Annotated in this window: 24 protein-coding genes; 7 read left to right on the top strand and 17 right to left on the bottom strand. The window is 66.4% G+C overall.

Features of this window, described 5'->3' with window-relative positions:
- The first annotated feature begins 1 nt into the window (after window position 1).
- From cobT to OOB33_RS08545, 5 genes are all read left to right on the top strand, one after another.
- A complete protein-coding gene (cobT, locus tag OOB33_RS08565) occupies window positions 2–1,042 on the top strand; it encodes a nicotinate-nucleotide--dimethylbenzimidazole phosphoribosyltransferase (protein WP_442952995.1) in 1,041 nt (346 codons plus the stop codon).
- A gap of 80 nt (window positions 1,043–1,122) precedes the next feature.
- The gene (locus OOB33_RS08560) at window positions 1,123–2,673 is read left to right on the top strand and encodes a DUF3369 domain-containing protein (RefSeq protein ID WP_271008364.1); all 1,551 of its coding nucleotides are present in this window, start codon (window positions 1,123–1,125) and stop codon (window positions 2,671–2,673) included.
- A gap of 7 nt (window positions 2,674–2,680) precedes the next feature.
- Complete coding sequence (locus OOB33_RS08555) at window positions 2,681–3,544, top strand: sensor histidine kinase (RefSeq protein WP_271008363.1); 864 nt, start codon at window positions 2,681–2,683, stop codon at window positions 3,542–3,544.
- 38 nt (window positions 3,545–3,582) lie between these two features.
- Window positions 3,583–4,380: an adenosylcobinamide-GDP ribazoletransferase gene (locus OOB33_RS08550; protein ID WP_271008362.1), complete on the top strand. Its 798-nt coding sequence runs from the start codon at window positions 3,583–3,585 to the stop codon at window positions 4,378–4,380.
- Window positions 4,370–4,930, top strand: coding sequence for a histidine phosphatase family protein (locus OOB33_RS08545; RefSeq protein WP_271008361.1), 561 nt, complete (start codon window positions 4,370–4,372; stop codon window positions 4,928–4,930). The genes OOB33_RS08550 and OOB33_RS08545 overlap by 11 nt, the downstream gene beginning before the upstream one ends.
- A 1-nt stretch (window position 4,931) precedes the next feature.
- On the opposite strand, the gene OOB33_RS08540 is transcribed toward OOB33_RS08545, so the two are convergent.
- From OOB33_RS08540 to OOB33_RS24530, 11 genes are all read right to left on the bottom strand, one after another.
- A complete protein-coding gene (locus OOB33_RS08540; RefSeq protein WP_171827550.1) occupies window positions 4,932–5,198 on the bottom strand; it encodes a YfhL family 4Fe-4S dicluster ferredoxin in 267 nt (88 codons plus the stop codon).
- Complete coding sequence (locus tag OOB33_RS08535; RefSeq protein WP_263299966.1) at window positions 5,189–5,317, bottom strand: hypothetical protein; 129 nt, start codon at window positions 5,315–5,317, stop codon at window positions 5,189–5,191. Before OOB33_RS08535 ends, OOB33_RS08540 begins: the two co-directional genes overlap by 10 nt.
- Before the next feature lie 4 nt (window positions 5,318–5,321).
- Complete coding sequence (gene coaD, locus OOB33_RS08530; RefSeq protein WP_102767991.1) at window positions 5,322–5,822, bottom strand: pantetheine-phosphate adenylyltransferase; 501 nt, start codon at window positions 5,820–5,822, stop codon at window positions 5,322–5,324.
- A 50-nt stretch (window positions 5,823–5,872) separates the two neighbouring features.
- Window positions 5,873–6,508, bottom strand: a complete 636-nt coding sequence (gene rsmD, locus OOB33_RS08525) for a 16S rRNA (guanine(966)-N(2))-methyltransferase RsmD (RefSeq protein WP_442952994.1) — start codon at window positions 6,506–6,508, stop codon at window positions 5,873–5,875.
- Window positions 6,505–7,278 carry an imidazole glycerol phosphate synthase subunit HisF gene (gene hisF / locus OOB33_RS08520; RefSeq protein ID WP_102767993.1) on the bottom strand — a complete coding sequence of 258 codons (774 nt, stop codon included), beginning with the start codon at window positions 7,276–7,278 and terminating at the stop codon, window positions 6,505–6,507. The genes rsmD and hisF overlap by 4 nt, the downstream gene beginning before the upstream one ends.
- Before the next feature lie 409 nt (window positions 7,279–7,687).
- Window positions 7,688–8,431, bottom strand: a complete 744-nt coding sequence (gene hisA / locus OOB33_RS08515) for a 1-(5-phosphoribosyl)-5-[(5-phosphoribosylamino)methylideneamino]imidazole-4-carboxamide isomerase (protein WP_171827548.1) — start codon at window positions 8,429–8,431, stop codon at window positions 7,688–7,690.
- Between the two features lie 143 nt (window positions 8,432–8,574).
- Entirely contained in the window at window positions 8,575–9,222 is a 648-nt protein-coding gene (gene hisH / locus OOB33_RS08510) for an imidazole glycerol phosphate synthase subunit HisH (protein ID WP_102767995.1), read from the bottom strand.
- Between the two features lies 1 nt (window position 9,223).
- Complete coding sequence (gene hisB, locus OOB33_RS08505) at window positions 9,224–9,850, bottom strand: imidazoleglycerol-phosphate dehydratase HisB (RefSeq protein ID WP_102767996.1); 627 nt, start codon at window positions 9,848–9,850, stop codon at window positions 9,224–9,226.
- An 8-nt stretch (window positions 9,851–9,858) separates the two neighbouring features.
- The gene (gene hisC, locus OOB33_RS08500; protein WP_271008360.1) at window positions 9,859–10,959 is read right to left on the bottom strand and encodes a histidinol-phosphate transaminase; all 1,101 of its coding nucleotides are present in this window, start codon (window positions 10,957–10,959) and stop codon (window positions 9,859–9,861) included.
- Window positions 10,960–10,967: 8 nt separating this feature from the next.
- Complete coding sequence (locus OOB33_RS08495; RefSeq protein ID WP_271008359.1) at window positions 10,968–11,426, bottom strand: PIN domain-containing protein; 459 nt, start codon at window positions 11,424–11,426, stop codon at window positions 10,968–10,970.
- On the bottom strand, window positions 11,423–11,800 hold the full coding sequence (locus OOB33_RS24530) for a hypothetical protein (RefSeq protein WP_442952993.1): 378 nt from the start codon (window positions 11,798–11,800) through the stop codon (window positions 11,423–11,425). The genes OOB33_RS08495 and OOB33_RS24530 overlap by 4 nt, the downstream gene beginning before the upstream one ends.
- Window positions 11,801–11,809: 9 nt before the next feature.
- Here OOB33_RS24530 and OOB33_RS08485 point away from each other — a divergent pair, with 9 nt between their 5' ends.
- A complete protein-coding gene (locus OOB33_RS08485) occupies window positions 11,810–13,375 on the top strand; it encodes a methyl-accepting chemotaxis protein (RefSeq protein ID WP_271008358.1) in 1,566 nt (521 codons plus the stop codon).
- Between the two features lie 11 nt (window positions 13,376–13,386).
- Here OOB33_RS08485 and OOB33_RS08480 read toward each other — a convergent pair whose 3' ends face one another.
- The 6 genes from OOB33_RS08480 to OOB33_RS08455 form a co-directional block, all read right to left on the bottom strand.
- Window positions 13,387–14,280 (bottom strand): substrate-binding periplasmic protein, encoded by an 894-nt coding sequence (locus tag OOB33_RS08480; RefSeq protein WP_271008357.1) that lies wholly within the window; start codon window positions 14,278–14,280, stop codon window positions 13,387–13,389.
- A gap of 127 nt (window positions 14,281–14,407) precedes the next feature.
- Entirely contained in the window at window positions 14,408–15,721 is a 1,314-nt protein-coding gene (gene hisD, locus OOB33_RS08475) for a histidinol dehydrogenase (protein ID WP_271008356.1), read from the bottom strand.
- 11 nt (window positions 15,722–15,732) lie between these two features.
- A complete protein-coding gene (hisG, locus tag OOB33_RS08470; RefSeq protein WP_102769610.1) occupies window positions 15,733–16,389 on the bottom strand; it encodes an ATP phosphoribosyltransferase in 657 nt (218 codons plus the stop codon).
- 124 nt (window positions 16,390–16,513) lie between these two features.
- Window positions 16,514–16,783 (bottom strand): BolA family protein, encoded by a 270-nt coding sequence (locus tag OOB33_RS08465; RefSeq protein ID WP_271008355.1) that lies wholly within the window; start codon window positions 16,781–16,783, stop codon window positions 16,514–16,516.
- 61 nt (window positions 16,784–16,844) lie between these two features.
- Window positions 16,845–17,624, bottom strand: coding sequence for an ABC transporter permease (locus OOB33_RS08460; RefSeq protein ID WP_271008354.1), 780 nt, complete (start codon window positions 17,622–17,624; stop codon window positions 16,845–16,847).
- Entirely contained in the window at window positions 17,621–18,529 is a 909-nt protein-coding gene (locus OOB33_RS08455) for an ABC transporter ATP-binding protein (RefSeq protein ID WP_271010025.1), read from the bottom strand. The genes OOB33_RS08460 and OOB33_RS08455 overlap by 4 nt, the downstream gene beginning before the upstream one ends.
- 182 nt (window positions 18,530–18,711) lie before the next feature.
- Here OOB33_RS08455 and OOB33_RS08450 point away from each other — a divergent pair, with 182 nt between their 5' ends.
- Window positions 18,712–19,368: a TetR/AcrR family transcriptional regulator gene (locus OOB33_RS08450; RefSeq protein WP_102768003.1), complete on the top strand. Its 657-nt coding sequence runs from the start codon at window positions 18,712–18,714 to the stop codon at window positions 19,366–19,368.
- Window positions 19,369–19,372: the final 4 nt, after the last annotated feature.

Here is a 19,372-nt window from a genome sequence, read left to right as displayed (position 1 = left end):
CATGGCCGAGCATCTGATCCCCGACATCGCCTCCCTGCAAGACCCGGCCCTCGCCGCCGCCCTGCAGGCCCGCATCGATGGCAAGACCAAGCCTCTGGGTGCCTTGGGGCAGCTGGAAACGCTGATGCTGCGCCTGGGCCTGATCCTGGGCAGCGAGACGCCGCAGCTCCAAAGCCCGCAGATGATGGTGTTCGCCGGCGACCACGGCCTGGCGCGGCGCGGCGTGTCGGCCTACCCCAGCGATGTGACCTGGCAGATGGTCGAAAACTTCCTGGCTGGTGGTGCCGCTATCAGCGTGCTGGCGCGCCAGCACGGCCTGGCGCTGAGCGTGGTCGACGCCGGCGTGGCCCACGACTTTGCGCCGCGCGAGGGTTTGATCATCGCCAAGATCGCCCACGGCACACGGGACGCTTCGGCCGAAGCGGCCATGAGCATCGACCAATGCGCCACCGCCATCGCCGCCGGCAAGAACCTCTTGCGCAGCAAGCCGGGCAATGCCCTGCTGCTGGGTGAGATGGGCATTGGCAACACCTCGAGCGCCGCCCTGCTGCTGGCCCGGCTGCAAGGCCTGCCGGTGGCCGACTGCACCGGCCGGGGGACAGGTCTTGACGATGCCGCCCTGGCGCGCAAGGTGGCGGTGCTGCAGGAGGTGCTGGACCTGCATGCCCAGGCCCAGGCGCCGCTGCAGGCCCTGGCTGCCTTCGGGGGCTTCGAGATCGCCATGATGGTGGGCGCGGTGCTGCAGGCGGCGCTGGAGCGCCGCGTCATCGTCGTCGACGGATTCATCGCCAGCAGTGCCGTGCTGGTGGCTGCCCGCCTGCAGCCGGCGGTGCTGGAACGTTGCATTTTTGCCCACCGCTCGAACGAGAGCGGCCACCGGCTGATGCTGGAGGCCTTGCAGGCCGAGCCCCTGCTGGACCTGGGCCTGCGCCTGGGCGAGGGCTCGGGCGCGGCCCTGGCCTGGCCGTTGCTGGAATCCGCCTGCCGCATCCTGGCCGAAATGGCCAGCTTTGCCTCGGCCGGCGTCAGCGAACAGCACTGAATTCATTGCCCAAAGCTCTGTTTACAGGGCTTGCGCTGTGGCCATAATCAGGCCAGCCACGCTGCATCAGGACATGCGCCATGACGGATTTGGTTTTTGCTGACGAGAACCCCGAGCTGGATACCGACGGCAACGCCCCCAAGGCGCTAGAGCCCTGGGTCGTCATGATCGTGGACGACGATGTGGCCGTGCACCAGGTCACCCAGCTGGTGATGGCCGATTTCGAGTTCAGCGGCCGGCGCCTGCAGTTCCTCGATGCCTACAGCGGCGCCGAAGCGCGCGAGCTGCTCAAGACCCGGCGCGACATTGCCCTGATCCTGCTCGATGTGGTGATGGAGTCCGAGCATGCCGGCCTGGACCTGGCGCGCTACATCCGCGAAGAGCTGGACAACCACCATGTGCGCATCGTGCTGCGCACCGGCCAGCCGGGGCAGGCGCCGGAAGAGCATGTCATCAAGAGCTACGACATCAACGACTACAAGGAGAAGACCGAGCTGACCAAGCGCAAGCTGATCACGGTCTTCTACGCGGCGCTGCGCAGCTACCGCGACATCATGATCATCGAGCAGTCGCGCCTGGCCCTGCGCCGATCGATCGACGCCATCACCCGCATCTACGACTCACACAATCTGCGCCGCTTTGCCTCGGCCGTGCTGGAGCAAGCCGCGCATTTGCTCGGTTATGAAGCCCAGGGCCTGTGTGCCAGCCGCGTGGCGGCCTACGCGGCCTCGCACATCGAGGGGCGGCTCAAGGTGCTGGCGGCCACCACCGAGTACTCGCGCCTGCTGGTGGACGAGGAAATCAGCAACCTGCCGGCCGAAGTGAAGGTGGCCCTGGACCGCGCGCTGGATGACCAGGTCAGCTCCTTCGACGCCCACCACTTCGTCGGCTACTACCGCAGCAGCAGCGGCAACGAGACCCTGCTCTACATGACCTTCTCCGAGCCGGTGGATGCCCAGTCGCGCGAGCTGCTGGAGATCTTCTGCGCCAATGTCGCCATCACCTACGAAGCCCTGCTGCTGCGCGAGGAGATCCAGGACACGCAGCGCTCCACCGTCTACATCATCGGCGAGGCGGTCGAGCGCCGCAGCAAGGAAACCGGCGCCCATGTGCGCCGCGTCGGCGAACTGGCCGCCCTGCTGGCCGAGCTCTCGGGCCTGCGCAGCAGTGAGGTCGAATTCATGCGCCAGGCCGCGCCCCTGCACGATGTGGGCAAGATCGGCATCCCCGACCGCGTGCTCAACAAGCCCGGCAAGCTGGACGCCGAGGAGTGGGAGGTGATGAAAACCCACTCGCGCATCGGCTTTGAGCTGCTGAGCAAATCGGACAAGCGCATCCTGCAGCTGGGCGCCATCATCGCCCATGAGCACCATGAACGCTGGGACGGCCAGGGCTACCCGCGCGGCCTGCTGGGTGAGCAAATCCACATCGCCGGCCGCATCGTCGCCCTGGCCGATGTGTTGGACGCCCTGGTCAGCCGGCGCTGCTACAAGGAGAGCTGGAACTTCGAGGAGGCGCTGAGCTATGTGCAGGAGCAGGCCGGCCTGCAGTTCGACCCCGATCTGGTGGCCAAGCTGATGGCCAACTTGCCCGCGGTCAAGGACATCTACGTCCGCTACCCGGATTCCTGAGGCCGCCATGAGCAGCCTGACTCCCTCCGACATGAGCGGCTCGGTTCCCACCGGCCCGGGCGAAACGCCGCAGCAAGAGTTGCAGCGCCTGCGGCGCGAGCTGCAACTCGCCACCGAACGCCTGCTGGAGCAGGAACAGCTGGCAGCCCTGGGCAATTTGGTCGCCGGCGTGGCGCATGAGATCAACACGCCGATCGGCATCGCCGTGACCGCCGCTTCGGGCATGGAGGAATTCGCCCGCAGCCTGACGCGCAAACTCAGCGGCGACAAGGTCAGCCGCAGCGAGCTGCAGACCCTGGCCAGCCAGCTGGAAGACGGCGCCCGCCTGGTCAACAACAACCTGGCTCGCGCGGCCGACCTGATCAGCAATTTCAAGACCCTGGCTGTGGACCAGGCCAGCGAGGCCGAGATGCACATCGACCTCAGCCCCTATCTGCGCGGCATCGTCATGGCCCACAACCCCGTGCTGCGCAGCGCGCAGACCCGCGTCGAGCTGGACACGCCCGAGCATCTGCACGCCACCCTGGTGCCCGGCCAGTTCTCGCAAATCGTCTCCAACCTGATCGTCAATGCCCTGACCCATGCGTTTCAAGAGCAGCCCGAAGACCGGCCGCGCCTGATCCGCGTGCGCCTGCACAGCCAAGGCGAGCGCCTGCAGCTGCACTTCAGCGACAACGGCCGTGGTGTGCCGCCCGAGGTGCGGGCGCGCATGTTCGAGCCCTACTTCACCACCCGCCGGGGCAGCGGCGGCTCGGGCCTGGGCCTCTACATCGTGCACAAGCTGTGCGAGCAGATGGGCGGCCAGATCGTGGTGGACGAAGCCCATGCCCCCGGCCTGGGCTTCCGTGTCGATCTCCCCCTGCGCGATTGATTGCGAGCGCGCACCTGTTCTTCTCTTCTCCCGTCCGCATGCCTGTCCTGCTCCACGAGCTTCGCCTGTTCTTCATCGCCCTGCAGTTTTTCACCCGCTGTCCCGTGCCCGCCTGGGTCGGCTTTGAGCCGTCCTGGCTGCAGGCCTGCGGGCGCTACTTTCCGGCCGTGGGCCTGCTGGTCGGCGCCTGGTCGGCCGCCGTGCTGGGCGCGGCCCTGTGGCTGTGGCCGCCCATGGTGGCGGTGGGCCTGAGCATGGCCGCCAGCATCTGGCTGACCGGCGGCTTCCACGAAGATGGCTGGGCCGACAGCTGCGATGGCCTGGGCGGCGCGGTCAGCCGCGAAAAGGCCCTCGCTATCATGAAGGACTCGCGCATCGGCAGCTACGGCGCCCTGGGCCTGATCCTGATGCTGGGGCTGAAGGCCGCCAGCTTGCTGGCCCTGGTCGAGCACAGCCCCATGCTGGGCCTGCTGGCCCTGATCTGGGCCCACAGCGCCTCGCGCCTGGCACCGGTCTGGCTGATGCACGCCCTGCCCTACGCCGGCGATGCCGAACACGCCAAGGCCAAGCCTCTGGCCACCGAGGCCAGCCTGGGCACGGTGTTCGCGGGCTTGCTCTGGCCCTTGGCCCTGGCCGGCGGCATGCTGATTCTTCTGCCGGGCCTGCTGCCGGCGCTCGGCGCCGCCAGCCTGGCCGGCCTGGGCCTGACTTGGTGGATGCAGTCCATGCTGAAACGCCGCCTCGGCGGCTACACCGGCGACAACCTCGGCGCCACGCAGCAGCTGGTGGAGCTGGGTCTGCTGCTGGGTCTGTTGGCCGTGGCCCATGCCGCTTGACTCACCCCAGGCCTGGGTCTGGCGCCACCCCAAACCCGAGGGCGCGGCCGGCCGCTGCATCGGCGCGGGCACGGATTTGCCGGTCGACCGGCGCCGCGCCAAGCGCCTGGCCCGGCGCATTCAGCGCTTCGCGCGCCGCCACCGCCTGCCCCATGTGGTGCACAGCTCCGGACTGCAGCGCTGCGCCGAGGTGGGCCGCTGGCTGCGCCGCTGGGGCTGGCGGCATCACATCGATCCGGCCTTGGCCGAGATGGACTTCGGTGCCTGGGACGGCCGCCCCTGGGCCGAGCTGAGCGCCGCCGATTTCGAGCCCTGGATGCAGGACTTTGCCGGCCATGCGCCGGGTGGCGGCGAATCCCTGAAGCAACTGCTGGCGCGCGCTGCCGCCTGGCCGGTGCCGGCGAGCGGGCTGCTGATCAGCCATGGCGGCTGGATGTTGGCGCGCCGTTGGATGGAGCGAGAAGGGCCGCTCAGCACCCCAAGCGCCGCCGCGTGGCCGGCGCCCCCGCGCTACGGCGAATGCTGGGGGCTGCGGGTCGGCCCGGTCTGAATCAGGCCGCCGGCGTGGCCGAGACCGCGGTCAAGCGCAGGTACTTGGCCATCAAGGTTTCCTTGTCCTCGACATGGGCCGGATTGACCGGGATGCATGCAACCGGGCAGAGCTGCACGCACTGCGGCTCGTCGAAATGGCCCACGCACTCGGTGCACTTGTCGTGCGCGATCTGGTAGTACTCCTCGCCCATGGAGATGGCGTTGTTGGGGCACTCGGGCTCGCAGACGTCGCAATTGATGCATTCGTCGGTAATCATCAGCGCCATAACGCCCCCTCCTCCAAACCGACGAAAACGGGCAGCGCCTGCATGCGCAGCCCGCGTGCGAGGGCGCAAGGCATGCCTTGCGGATTCCCCTCGCCCGTGTCCGTGATCATCAACGCCATGGAATCAGCCCTCCTTCCGCGCCAAGCGCTCTTGCAAACGCGCCAGCACCAGCGGCGAGACAAACTTGCTGACGTCGCCGCCGAGCTGCGCGATCTCGCGCACAAAGGTGCCGGTGACGAACTGGTAGGCGTCCGAGGTGGACAAGAACACGGTCTCGACGCCAGGCATCAGGTGGCGGTTCATGCCGGCCATCTGGAACTCGTATTCAAAATCACTGTTGGAGCGCACACCGCGCACCACCGCCTGGCCGCCCTGAGCCAGCACGAACTCGCTGAGCAGGCCGCTGAAGGCGATCACCTCGACCTGCGGCAGCGGCGCCGCCAGCTCACGCGCCATGGCCAGGCGTTCATCAAGGCTGAACAGGGTGCGCTTGTGATGCGCAGCCGCCACGGCCAGCACGACGCGGTCGAACATGCGGCAGCTGCGGCACAGCAGGTCCTCATGGCCCAGGGTCAAGGGGTCGAAGGTGCCGGGGTAGACGGCGGTCAGCGAAGGTCGGCTCATGGAATCGGTCCGGCGGAGAGGCTCTGGACCACGGCGTTGGCGAGTTGGAATTATCCCTTGCGCCGAAAGACCTGGAAATGCACAGCCCCGGCCTTGCCCGAGCGCCAGACCTCCAGGCCCAGCTCTTCCGGCGCCACGATGGGTTCACCAGACTCCAGATAGACCAGGCCATCCGGCACCAGCAGCGGCAAGGCCGCACGCAGGGCCGGCAGGAACAAGTCCTGCTGAAACGGCGGGTCCAGCAGCACCAGCTCGAAGCGCGCCGGCGCGCAACGCGCCATCCAGGCCAGGGCGTCGCTGCTCTCCACTCGCAGCGTGTCGGCCTTGAGGCGAACTTTGCTGGCATTCAGGCTGCGTGCAAGTTCGGCGTCACGCTCCAGCAGCAGCACTTCAGCCGCACCGCGGGAGGCGGCCTCGAAACCGAGGGCGCCACTGCCGGCAAAAGCATCGAGCACACGCCAGCCGTCGAGGTCCTGGCCCAGCCAGTTGAACAGGGTTTCGCGCACGCGGTCGGGCGTGGGCCGCAGGCCCGGCCGGTCGGCCACCGGCAGCTTGGAGCGTTTCCACAGACCGCCGATGATGCGCACCTCGCGCGGCGCCATGCGGGGCGCGCCATGGGTTTTCGATTGCGGCGCAGCCGAACCTGCCTTGGCGGCCGCGCTGGAGCGGGGGCGACCGCCGCTCATTGCCGCACCGCAATGCCGCGCGCGGCGAGCATGGCCTTGGCCTCGCCGACCGTGTGCTGGCCGTAGTGAAAGATGCTGGCAGCCAGCACCGCATCGGCACCGCCGATCGTGATGCCGTCGGCCAGATCCTCCAGCGAGCCCACGCCGCCCGAGGCGATCACCGGCACCGACACGGCGTCGCTGACCGCGCGCGTCAGCGCCAGGTCGAAGCCGCTCTTGGTGCCGTCGCGGTCCATGCTGGTCAGCAGGATCTCGCCAGCACCGAACTCGGCCATCTGTTTCGCCCACTGCACCGCATCGAGGCCCACGTTCTTGCGCCCGCCATGGGTGTAGACATCCCAGCCCGGGCCGCGCGCATCGCCCTCGGCGCGGCGTTTGGCATCGATGGCGACGACGATGCACTGGGCACCGTACTTGTCGGACGCTTCACGGATCAGCTCGGGCCGCGCCACGGCGGCGGAATTGAAGCTGACCTTGTCGGCGCCTGCATTGAGCAGGCGCCGCACATCGGCCACCTCACGCACGCCGCCGCCCACGGTCAGCGGAATGAAGACCTGGGAGGCCACGGCCTCGATGATGTGCAGGATCAGGTCGCGCCCATCGCTGGTCGCGGTGATGTCGAGAAAGGTCAGCTCATCGGCGCCCTGCTCGTTGTAGCGCGCCGCGATCTCCACCGGATCGCCCGCGTCACGCAGCTCGGTGAAGTTGATGCCTTTGACGACCCGCCCGGCGGTCACGTCCAGGCAGGGAATGATGCGTTTGGCCAGCATGACGAGCTTTCGCGAGAGAGAGAAAAAAGAGAAGAGCAGACGGCAGTCTGATCGACCTGGAGTTGGCAAGAATCGGCACGAAGCCGAACTTGGAGCGGGGGTTGATCGGGTCGGCTGGGCACTCTGCTCCGTTCATGTCCCCCGGCGCCCGACTGCGTCGGACACCTCCTCCTTGACTTCACTGCGCAGAGCACCCAGCCGCCCCGATCCAGCGCAGCTGCTCAACCTCAACGACGACGACCGTTTGCGCTGCAAAGGGGGATCGGGTGAGTGCTGAAGCGAAGTAAAGGGGGAGGCCTGTGCACAGCACAGGCCGGAGGACATGAGCGGAATCACTCGCCCGATCCCCCTTTGCACCAGACAGATCTAAGCAGCTACATTGTGTCGAGCACAGACGCAGCTGCGCACTTCAGCCCAAGGACAACTCGTCCGCGCGCGCCTGGCCCGCGGTGAAATCAAGATCGCCGGTGTAGATGGAGCGGCCGCAGATCACGCCTTCAACGCCCTCGCCTTCAACGGCGCAAAGCGCTTCGATATCGGCCATATTCGACAGGCCGCCCGAGGCAATCACGGGAATCGTCAAGGCTTGCGCCAGCTTCACCGTCGCTTCGATATTGATGCCTGTCAGCATGCCGTCGCGGCCGATGTCGGTGTAGATCACGCCTTCCAGGCCATAGCCTTCGAACTTGCGGGCCAGGTCGATCACTTCGTGACCGGTCAGCTTGCTCCAGCCATCGGTAGCGACCTTGCCATCCTTGGCGTCGAGGCCGACGATGATGTGGCCGCCAAAAGCGGTGGCGGCATCCTGCAGGAAGCCGGGGTTTTTGACCGCAGCCGTGCCGATGATGATGTAGCTCAGGCCGGCATCGAGGTAGCGCTCGATGGTGTCCAGATCGCGGATGCCACCGCCCAGCTGCACGGGGATCTCGCCGTTGACCTCGCGCAGGATGGCCTTGATGGCCGGCTCGTTGACCGGCTTGCCCGCGAAGGCGCCGTTCAAGTCGACCAGATGCAGGCGCCGCGCACCGGCGTCGATCCAGCGCCGCGCCATGGCTGCCGGGTCTTCGCCGAAGGTGGTGGACTCGTTCATATCGCCTTGCTTGAGGCGCACACAACGACCGTCTTTCAGGTCAATAGCAGGAATCAGCAACATGGCCGAGGTCAGTGGTGAGGGAGTAGATGGGGTTGGGGGGAGGGACAGAAACAGGGGTCAGTGCCGCTGAAACTCAAGTGCCCGAGCGGACCGCGCATGCATGGATGCATATCGATGATGGCTGGGTCAAGGAGGTGAGACGCTCAGGGTTTCCAGTGGAGGAAATTGCGATACAGGGCGAGGCCCAGCGCAGCACTTTTTTCAGGGTGGAATTGGGTGGCAAAAATATTATCCCGGGCGATCGCGCAGGTAAAGCGCAGGCCGTAATCGGTCTCGCCGGCACTGTGGCGCGCATCTAACGGCGCGGCATAGAAGCTGTGCACGAAGTAGAACCAGCTCTCATCGGGGATGCCGGCCCACAGCGCATGGGGCTGCGCCTGACGCACGCGGTTCCAGCCCATCTGCGGCACCTTGTAGCGGCTGCCATCCGGCTGCAACTGGCCATCCAGCTGGAAACGCCGCACGCGGCCGGGGATCAAGCCCAGGCCCGGCGTGTCCTGCTCTTCGCTGTGGTCCAGCAGCATCTGCATGCCCACGCAGACGCCCATCAGCGGCTTGCTGACGGCGGCTTCGAGCACCGCTTGCTGGAGGCCGGAATCCTTGAGCTCGCGCATGCAGTCGCGCATGGCGCCCTGCCCCGGCAGCACCACGCGCTCGGCGGCGCGCACGGCCTCGGGCTCGGAGGTGATCACCACCTCCAGCCCGGAGTCCTGCGCCACATGCAGCACGGCCTGCGAAACCGAACGCAGATTGCCCATGCCGTAGTCGACAACCGCAACAGTCCGCTTCATGTCAAAGACTGCCCTTGGTCGAGGGGATCACGCCCAGCGAGCGCGGGTCCAGGGTCAGGGCCATGCGCAGCGCGCGGCCGAAGGCCTTGAAGATGGTTTCACACTGATGGTGGGCGTTATGCCCCTTGAGATTGTCCACATGCAGGGACACCAGGGCATGGTTGACAAAGCCCTGGAAGAATTCAAACGCCAGCTGGGTGTCGAACGCACCAATCGAGCCGGCGGTAAATTTCACATCCATGGCCAGGCCGGGGCGACCCGAGAAATCCACCACCACGCGCGACAGCGCCTCGTCCAGCGGCACATAGCTGTGGCCATAGCGCGTCAGGCCCTTCTTGTCGCCGACCGCCTGGGCCACCGCCAGGCCCAGGGTGATGCCCACGTCTTCCACCGTGTGGTGGCCGTCGATGTGCAAGTCACCCTTGGCTTCGATCTCCAGATCGATCAGGCCATGGCGGGCGATCTGGTCCAGCATGTGGTCGAAGAAGCCAATGCCGGTGTTCAGGCGCGCCTCGCCTGTGCCGTCGAGGTTGACGCGCACGCGGATCTGCGTTTCCTTGGTGTTGCGGCTGACTTCGGCGATGCGCGCCGCGGGTGTGGGGCTCAGGACCAGATCGGTGCTCGTCATGATGATGCTCAGAGACTTTCTTTCAGGGCAGCCAGCATGGCTGTGTTTTCCTCGGCCGTGCCGATGGTGATGCGCAAGCAGTTGGCCAGCAAGGGGTGGGCGCTGGACGCGTTCTTGATCAGCACGCCGCGCGCCTTCATGGCCGCGAACGTGGCCGCCGCGTCCGCCACCCGTGCCAGCAGCATATTGCCCTGGCTGGGGAAGACCTGCACGCCAGGCAGGCTTTGCAGCGCCGCCAGGACCCGCTCACGCTGGGCACGCAGCTCGGCCGCCTGCGCGGCATACACCTCGGCGTGCTCGAGCGCAAAGAGGCCGGCCTCGGCATTGAGCACACCGATATTGAAAGGCGGGCGCAGTTTTTCGATCTGCGCGATCAGCTCGCTGCGGCCCATCAGATAGCCGATGCGCACGCCGGCCAGGCCGAACTTGCTCATGGTGCGCATGACCAGCACATTCGGATGGCGGCGCAGCCAGGCCATGGAGTCGGCAGCGGCAAAGGGCTGGTAGGCCTCGTCCATCACCACCAGGCCGGGTGCGGCGGCGATGATCTGCTCGATCACGGCCCGGTCCCAGAGATTGCCGGTCGGGTTGTTCGGGTAGGCCAGGTAGATCAGCGCTGGCTGGTGCTGCGCAATCGCCGCCAGCATGGCCGGGCCGTCCAGCTCGAAATCTTCCGCGCGCAGCGGCACACCGACGAAACCCAGGCCCTGGTAGCGGGCCGAATGCTCGTACATCACAAAGCTCGGCAGCGGCGTCAGCACGCAAGCGCCGGGCTGGCTGACGGCCATGCTCAGCAAGGTGATCAGCTCATCCGAGCCATTGCCCAACACGATGTCGCAGCCCTCGGGCATGCCGGCATGGGCGGCCAGGGCCAGGGCCAGCTCGCGAGTGCGCTCGGCCGGATAACGATTGATCGCCACGGCACCGAGGCGGCGGCCCAGGGCCTCCTGCAGCTCGGCCGGCAGGCGAAACGGGTTCTCCATCACGTCCATCTTGATCAGGCCGGCGCTGCTCTGCACCGGGTAGGCACTCATCGCGCGCACATCGGGCCGGATGGCGGCCAGGGCCTTCGGCAAAAGATCGGCGGGGGCGTCGCTGGGGCGGTTCATGGTTGTCGTCATTGCAGCACCTCGGGCGCCATCAGCAAGGGGTTGAGGATCTGCACGCTGTCCAGCTGCAGCTCATGCTTGAGCTCCAGGCTGAGCAAGCGGGTGCAGCCCTGGGCTTTGGCGGCGGCCACGATCAGGGCATCGGCATAGGGCAGACCGAAACGGCTTTCGATCGACCAGGCGCTTTCCACCGTGGCGTGGTCGATGGCCCAGGGTTGCCAGCGCTGGTAGCGCCGCACCTCGGCCCGCGCGTCGCCATTGGGCATGGGCGGCTGGATGCGGGTGGTGACCAGGCGGTAGAAATCGTTGAGCACCTGGGTCGAGAGCCGGCCGCGGCGCTGCTGCCAGAGAAGGCGCAGCACAGTCATGACCTGCTCGCGCGCCTCGGGCTGGGCGCCGTCTTCGCTGAGGATGAGCACCGAGGTGTCGACAAACACCGGCTCGCGGATGGCCAGCACGGCACTCATGCCGCGTCGCCCCGCTGCGGATAGGCGGCGCCGTCCGACGCCCAACTGCGCTCGCGGTGCAGCCAGTCCTGCATGGCGCGCTCGTAGGCGTCGTCGTGGCGCATCTTCTCGGCCAGCATCTCGCCGACCAGGCGCGAAACGCTGGTGTTGCGCCGCGCAGCCTCGAGCCGTGCCCATTCGGCGACGCTGTCTTCCATGGAGATGGTGACGTTTTTCACGGCTCGCAGAGTAACACGAAGTCCGTGAAACACGAAGTTCGTGTCAAATCGAAAGCAAACAGCGCTCAGACTTTCCAGCCGGACGGTCGAAAACATGAGCTGGACGACCCACGCGACCGAGCCGTCGCGGCCATCGCTGGGTGCCTCAACTGCCATGGAGCTCGCATGTCCCGTTTTGACCTGTCCAGCCTCTCGCTCAAAACCCGCTTCGCCCTGCTGATTGCCGCCAATCTGCTAGCCACCGGCCTGCTGCTCGGCCAGGCCGTGCGCGGGTTCGAACAGCTGCACGAAAACGCGCAGCAGAGCTTTGTGGCCAAGGATGTGGTGGCCGACATCCTGCCGCCCCCCATGTATCTGATCGAGCTTCGCCTGGTGCTGTCCCAGGCAGTGGAACAAACAATCAGCCTACAAATGGCGCAGGCCGAAGTCCAGCGACTGCAAGCAGAGTACGAGGCCCGCGTTCAGCATTGGACCCAGCACCCGCCTCACGGCTTGGAGCGCCAACTCCTGGGGGAACAGCACCGACTGGCGCAGCAGTTGCTCGATCTGGCGCGTGAGCAGGTACTCAAGCCCCTGATCCGGCAGGACCCGGAAGCCGCCCGCCGCGGTCTGGATCAAGCCCACCAACGCTACCTCGCCCATCGCCAGGCCGTGGACGAAACCGTCAAGACCAGCAACCAGTTCGCCGAGCAGGCCATGCAGCGTTTCGACCGCACCCGCTGGCAAGGCTACCTGGGCATGCTGATCGTCGGAGGCCTGGCCGTGCTCTTGCTCGGGGGCAGCTTATGGAGCCTGCAACGCTCCATCATGGGCGCCCTGACGCAAGCATCCACCGTGGCCCGCACCGTGGCCGAGGGAGATCTGCGGCAGGAAGCCCTGGAAGAGCGCAGCAACGCCAACGACGCCCACAGCCGCAATGAATTGCGCAAGCTGCGTGGCGATATCGCCAGCATGGTTTTCAAGCTGCGCGAGTTGATCGCGCGAGTGCAGCAGGGCGCAGGTCATATCGACAGCAGCTCCCGCAATATCTCGCAAGCCAATGCAGAGCTCTCGGCGCGTGCCCTGTTGGAAGTACACGACCTGGAGAACGCGGGCACCGCTTTGCAAGCCATGGATGCGCAGGCCAAGGTCGGCGCCAGTTCGGCGGCCGAGGCCAACGAGCGCTCACAACAAGCGGCCAGCTTGGCACGCCAAGGCAGTGCGGACATGCAGGCCGTGGTCGGCGCCATGGACGAAATCGAACAAAGCAGCCGCCGCATTGCAGACATCACCGGCGTGATCGACAGCATTGCCTTCCAAACCAATATCCTGGCCCTCAACGCGGCGGTGGAGGCGGCGCGCGCCGGAGAGGCCGGACGGGGCTTCGCCGTGGTGGCCAGCGAGGTGCGTACGCTGGCCAAGCGCAGCGCAGATGCCGCACTGGAGATCAAGCATCTGATCGCTGGCAGCAGCACCCAAGTTGAGCGCGGCGCAGATGCGGTTCAGCACACGCGCAACACCATCGACGCCATGGTCGAGCAAGTCACCGAAGTCAGCCGCCTGATTCAGGGAAGCAGCCATGAACTGCAGCAGCAGCTCGGTTCGATCGCCGAGCTGCAAAATCTGCTCGACGGGATCGCCAAACGAATCCGAGAAAACAGCGACATGGTCGATCGAACGGCCAGCGAATCCATCGAACTGCAGAGCGAGGGGGCCTTGCTGCACGAGGCGGCCAAACGCTTCCGTCTCTGAGCCAGGATTCTTCAAGGCTGCATCCACAGCTCCTTGCGCGCCAGCGGCGTCTCGGGCGGCAGCAAGGGGTTGTGCAGTTCCAGCACCCGGCGCCGGCTCAGCACATGGCGGGCCAGGATGGCGCCGTGGTACTGCATGAAGATGCGCTCGAAGCTGCCCTTGGCCAGCAAGCGATTGAGGCCTCGCTCGACCAGGCCGGCCAGGCGCTCGTTGCCGCGGCCGACGAAAAAATACATGGCCGTCGGGTAATGCAGGCAGAGATGGGGGTCGATGGCCAGGCTGTCGGCATGGCTCTCCAGCTCCCAGTCGATCTCCAGAAGCGCCCGCGGAAAGGCCTGGCCGCGCTCCAGGCGCAGCATGTTGAACATGGCGTCGAAGGAGGAGCCGGTCACCACCTGCAAGCCATTGGCCCGCAGGATGGTCGTGTCTGGCCAGTCATGGCCCTGAACCAGGCTGTAGCGGCGCAGATCGGCCAGGCTGCGCACCTCCCGCAGCAGATGCGGCTCCAGCCCGCGCTTGAGCAGCATCAGGCGCCAGCCGTACAGACCTTTGTAGATCGGAAAGCGGATGGGCAGCAGGTGCCGCTCGCGCTCAATGCTGGTCATGCTCCAGGCGATGTCCAGCCCGTCCTGGCCGTTCTGCAGGTCCAGCAAGGCGCGGCTTTGCACCATGACCTGGCGCGTGGGCTCCAGCTCGCAGCTGACGCCGCAGGCCTCCAGCGCCAGCTTGAGCAATTGCAGCGGGTACCAGCTGCTGGGGTCGATCTCGCGCATGGGCCGCGGGTAGCGCACGCGCAGCGGCTGCGCGACGCCAAGCGCAGCAGAAGCAGCCCGCGCCACGCCCGGCGCCCAGCCCGCAGCAGGCAAGGCGCTGATCAGCAGCTGACGGCGAGGCAGGCAGGTCAAGGCAGGTGGCTCAGGGTCAGAGCAGACGCGAAACCCCAACTCTGCCACAGCCCGGCCCGCCACCGGCCATGGCTAACCCCGGTTCTGCGCGCAGCGCAGCCCGAAAGTTCAGCCGAAGCAGCGAGCCTCAGGCGCGCAGGCGCAGCTCCGCCGCCCGTGCATGGCCTTGCAAGCCTTCGCCGTAGGCCAGCTCCGCCGCGATCGGGCCCAGCTTCTGCGCACCGGCTTCGCTGACCTCGATCAGGCTGCTGCGCTTCTGGAAGTCGTAGACGCCCAGCGGCGAGGAGAAACGCGCCGTGCCCGAGGTGGGCAAGACGTGGTTCGGCCCTGCGCAATAGTCGCCCAGGGATTCGCTGGTGTAGGCGCCCAGGAAGATGGCACCGGCGTGGCGCAGCAGCGGTTCCCAGCGATGCGGGTCGCGGCTGGACACTTCCAGATGCTCGGGCGCGATGCGGTTGCTGATCTCACAGGCCTCTTCCATCGAGCGCGTCTGGATCAGCGCACCACGGCCTTCCAGCGAGGCACGGATGATGGCCTGGCGCGGCATGGTGGGCAGCAGGCGCTCGATCGCCTCGGCCACCTGGGCGATGTAGACGGCATCGGGGCAGAGCAGGATGCTTTGCGCCAGCTCGTCGTGCTCGGCCTGGCTGAACAAGTCCATGGCCACCCAGTCCGGCGGCGTGGAGCCATCGGCCAGCACCAGGATCTCGCTGGGGCCGGCAATCATGTCGATGCCCACTTGACCGAAGACATGCTTCTTGGCGCTGGCCACATAGGCATTGCCGGGGCCGGTGATCTTGTCCACGCGCGGCACCGTGGCCGTGCCATAGGCCAAGGCCGCCACGGCCTGGGCGCCGCCCAGGGTGAAGGCGCGGTGCACACCGGCCACATAGGCCGCAGCCAGCACCAGCGGGTTCTTCTCGCCGCCGGGCGTGGGCACCACCATGATGATCTCGGGCACGCCGGCCACCTGGGCGGGGATGGCGTTCATCAGCACGCTGCTCGGGTAGGCCGCCTTGCCGCCGGGCACATAGATGCCCACGCGATCGAGCGGCGTGACCTTCTGGCCCAGCAGGCTGCCGTCTTCGTCACGGTAGCTCCAGCTCTCGCCGCAGGCGGCCTTTTGGCGCTCGTGATAGCTGCGCACACGGGCGGCGGCGGCCTCCAGGGCGCTGCGCTGGGCCGGGCTGATGGCCTCGAAGGCCGCCTTCAGCTCCTCGCGGCTCAGCTCCAGCTCAGCCACGGTGGCGGCCTGCAGCCGATCGAAACGGGCGGTGTACTCGAGCACAGCGGCATCGCCGCGCGTGCGCACATCGGCCAGGATCTCGGCGACCCGGCCTTCGATGGCGGCATCGGCCTCGGCCGACCAGTGCAGCACGCGCTGAAACTCGGCTTCGAAATCGGCGCTGGCGGTGTTCAGTTGACGAAGTTGCAGGGACATGGCGTTCGTTCTCACTTCGGAATGGCAGAAGCAAAGGCATCGATCATGCGGCGCAGCGGCTCGCGCTTGAGCTTGAGCGCGGCCTGGTTGACCACCAGGCGGGAGGAGATGTCCATGATCTGTTCGACCTCGACAAGGCGGTTGGCCTTGAGCGTGTTGCCGGTGGAGACCAGGTCGACGATGGCATCGGCCAGGCCGGTCAGCGGCGCCAGCTCCATGGAGCCATAGAGCTTGATCAGGTCCACGTGCACGCCCTTGTCGGCAAAGTGCTGACGGGCAATTTCCGTGTACTTGGTGGCCACGCGGATGCGCGAGCCCTGTTTGACGGCGCGGGCGTAATCGAAGTCATCGCGCACCGCCACACTCATGCGGCAGCGGGCGATGTTCAGGTCCAGCGGCTGGTACATGCCGGCGGCGTTGCCGCCCAGTGCATGGTTGTGCTCGATCAGCACATCGCGGCCGGCCACGCCAAGATCAGCACCGCCGTACTGCACATAGGTGGGCACATCGCTGGCGCGCACCAGCACGACCTGCACCTCGGGGCTGTTGGTGGCCAGGATCAGCTTGCGCGATTTCTCCGGGTCCTCCAGCACGGTGATGCCGGCGGCCTGCAGCAGCGGCAGGGTTTCTTCGAAGATGCGGCCTTTGGAGAGTGCCAGGGTGATCATCATGGGCGTCGGTCCTTGGTGGGTCTGAATCTGGGGATTCAGCGGACGGCCGTGAGATTCACCTGGGTGGGGCGTCTCACCGCCACCCGCATCTCAATCCAGAAGATTTGTTGCGGATGCCGGTTCAGGCGTGATGGTGCTGCGATGCCGCCGACGTGGCGGCATGCTCGGCCGGGGTGTGGGTCTTCATGGACAGCGCGTGGATCTGCTCGCGCATGCGCTCACCCAGGGCCGCGTACACGCGCTGGTGACGGCGGATGCGGCTCAGTCCCTCGAACTCCGAGGACACGATGGTGGCGAAGAAATGCCGCCCGTCGCCTTCGACGTGCAGGTGCTCGCAGGGCAGGCCTGCGGCGATGTATTGCTGGACTTCAGCGGGTGTTGGGTCGGCCATAAGCCCTCGATTCTAGTTTCAAGCGCGCGATACGGGGTTGCAGGGCAGTTGCAGCGCGGTTTCAGGAGCGGATCTTGTAGCCGCGCCGCAGCAGTTCCAGCGCCAACGCGGCCACCAGACAGAAGCTGCCGCCAACCACCGCCAGGCTCAGCCAGGGCGAGGCATCGCTGACGCCGAAGAAGCCGTGGCGGAAGCCATCGATCATGTAGAAAAACGGGTTCAGATGGCTGACGCCTTGCCAGAAGCTGGGCAGCGAATGCACCGAATAGAACACGCCCGAGAGGAAGGTCATGGGCATGATGATGAAGTTCTGGAAGCCGGCGAGTTGATCGAACTTCTCGGCCCAGAGCCCGGCGATCAGGCCCAGGGTGCCCATCATGCCGGCGCCCAGCAGGGCGAAGGCAGCGATCCACAACGGGTTGGACACGCCCGGCGGCGCAAACCAGAAGGTCACCAGCAACACGCCCAGACCCACGACCATGCCGCGCACCATGGAGGCGCCCACATAGGCCACGAACCAGGCCCAGTGCGAGAGTGGGGTCACCAGCAGGAAGACCAGGTTGCCGGTCACCTTGCTCTGGATCAGGCTGGAGGACGAGTTGGCAAACGAGTTCTGCAAGACGCTCATCATCACCAGACCCGGGATCAGGAAGGCCGTGTAGCCGACCGTGCCGTAGACCTTGACGTGATCTTCCAGCACATGGCCGAAGACCAGCAGGTAGAGCACCGCCGTCAGCACCGGCGCGGCCACGGTCTGGAAGCTGACCTTCCAAAAGCGCAGCACCTCTTTGTAGAACAGCGTGCCGGCGCCCTTCAATTGAATACCTCCGCCGCCACTCATGCCGCGCTCCCTTCTTGTTGCATGATTTCCAGGAACACGTCTTCGAGGTCGGCGCGGCCGATCTCCAGGTCTTCGATCGGGCATTGCGCCGCGCGCAGCGTGGCCAGCACGGTTTCGACTTCGGCCGCGTCATGGGCCTTGATCTGCACGATGCGGCCGGTGGTGCGGGCCTGCTCTAGCAGCGAGGCCGGCAGGGCGGCATCGGTCTTGAAACGCAGCATGGTGGAGGCGCGGCCCTTGAGCAGGTCCGAGGTGCGGTCCAGCGCCACGATGCGGCCCAGCTTGAGCATGGCCAGGCGGCCGCACAAGGCCTCGGCCTCTTCCAGGTAATGGGTGGTCAGCAGCACCGTGTGGCCTTCGCGGTTGAGGCGGGCAATGAATTGCCACAGGGTCTGGCGCAGCTCCACGTCAACACCAGCGGTGGGCTCATCGAGCACGATCACCGGCGGCCGGTGCACCAGCGCCTGGGCCACCAGCACGCGCCGCTTCATGCCGCCCGAGAGCTGGCGCATGTTGGCGTGGGCCTTGTCGGCCAGGCCGAGGTTTTCCAGCAGTTCGTCAATCCAGGCCTCGTTGTTGCGCACACCGAAATAGCCGCTCTGGATCTTGAGCGCCTCGCGCACGCTGAAGAAGGGGTCGAAGACCAGCTCCTGCGGCACGATGCCCAGGGCCTGGCGGGCCGCAGCGTAGTCCGTCACCACGTCATGGCCCATGACCTTGACGCTGCCGCCGCTGGCCTGGGCCAGGCCGGCGAGGATGCTGATCAGGCTGGTCTTGCCCGCGCCATTGGGGCCTAGCAGGCCGAAGAACTCGCCCTGGGCGATGTCAAAGGACACCCCGTCCAGCGCGCGCACCTGCCCCCCGCGGTAGGTCTTGGAGACCTTCTGAAATGAAATGGCGGGCACCGAGGGCCCGCCATGCGACGACGCTGAAGACACTGTTGGCTGCATGCAGGCATTGTAGGAAGCAAGACCCGACCCCGCTGGCCCAGGGTTTTCAGCAGGCAAACGGTGCCATTTGTAGCCAAACTCTAGAGCGGCCCCGCTGCTTGATGCCAGAATCAGCCAAAGCAGGAGACAACCTTTACATGGCCACAAAAAAGCCGCCACGCCGGACCGCCGAGCGCATCCTCGAAGTCACGCTGGACCTGTTCAACCGCTTTGGTGAGCCCAATGTCTCGACCACGCTGATCTCCGCCGAGCTGGGCATCAGCCCCGGCAACCTCTACTACCACTATCCGGCCAAGGACGAACTGATCAATGCGCTCTTCAACCGCTACGAGCGGGAGCTGGGCGACTTGCTGGTGGCGGCCGAGAATGTGCGCAATGTGGAGGACGCCTGGCTGTTCTTCCACATGCTCTACGAGCTGATCTGGAAGCACCGCTTTCTCTACCGCGATCTGAACGATCTGCTGTCCAAGAACCGCCGCCTGGAGATGCATTTCCAGAACGTGCTGACGCAGAAGAACCAGGCCATGCGCGCGGTGCTGGCCGGCTTGCAAAAGGGCGGCGCGCTGGAGATGGCGCTGCGCGAGGCCGGGCCGACCGCCAACTCCATGGTCGTGCTGCTCAGCTACTGGCTCAGTTTCGAGTACGTGCGCGACCCGCGCCACGCCCTGGAGCCCGAGCAGGCCGGTGCCGCCCTGATGCGCGGCGCCTTCCATGTGCTGAGCCTGCTGCTGCCTTATCTGGAGCCAGCCTCCAAGGATCACCTCTTCGCCCTTGCCAACCAGTACCAAACCTGAAGGA

The organism is Paucibacter sp. B51 (genome assembly GCF_027863535.1).
Lineage (GTDB): Bacteria > Pseudomonadota > Gammaproteobacteria > Burkholderiales > Burkholderiaceae_C > Paucibacter_A > Paucibacter_A aquatilis.
Note: the sequence above shows the minus strand (reverse complement) of the source record. Positions and strands in the feature narration are given on the sequence as shown.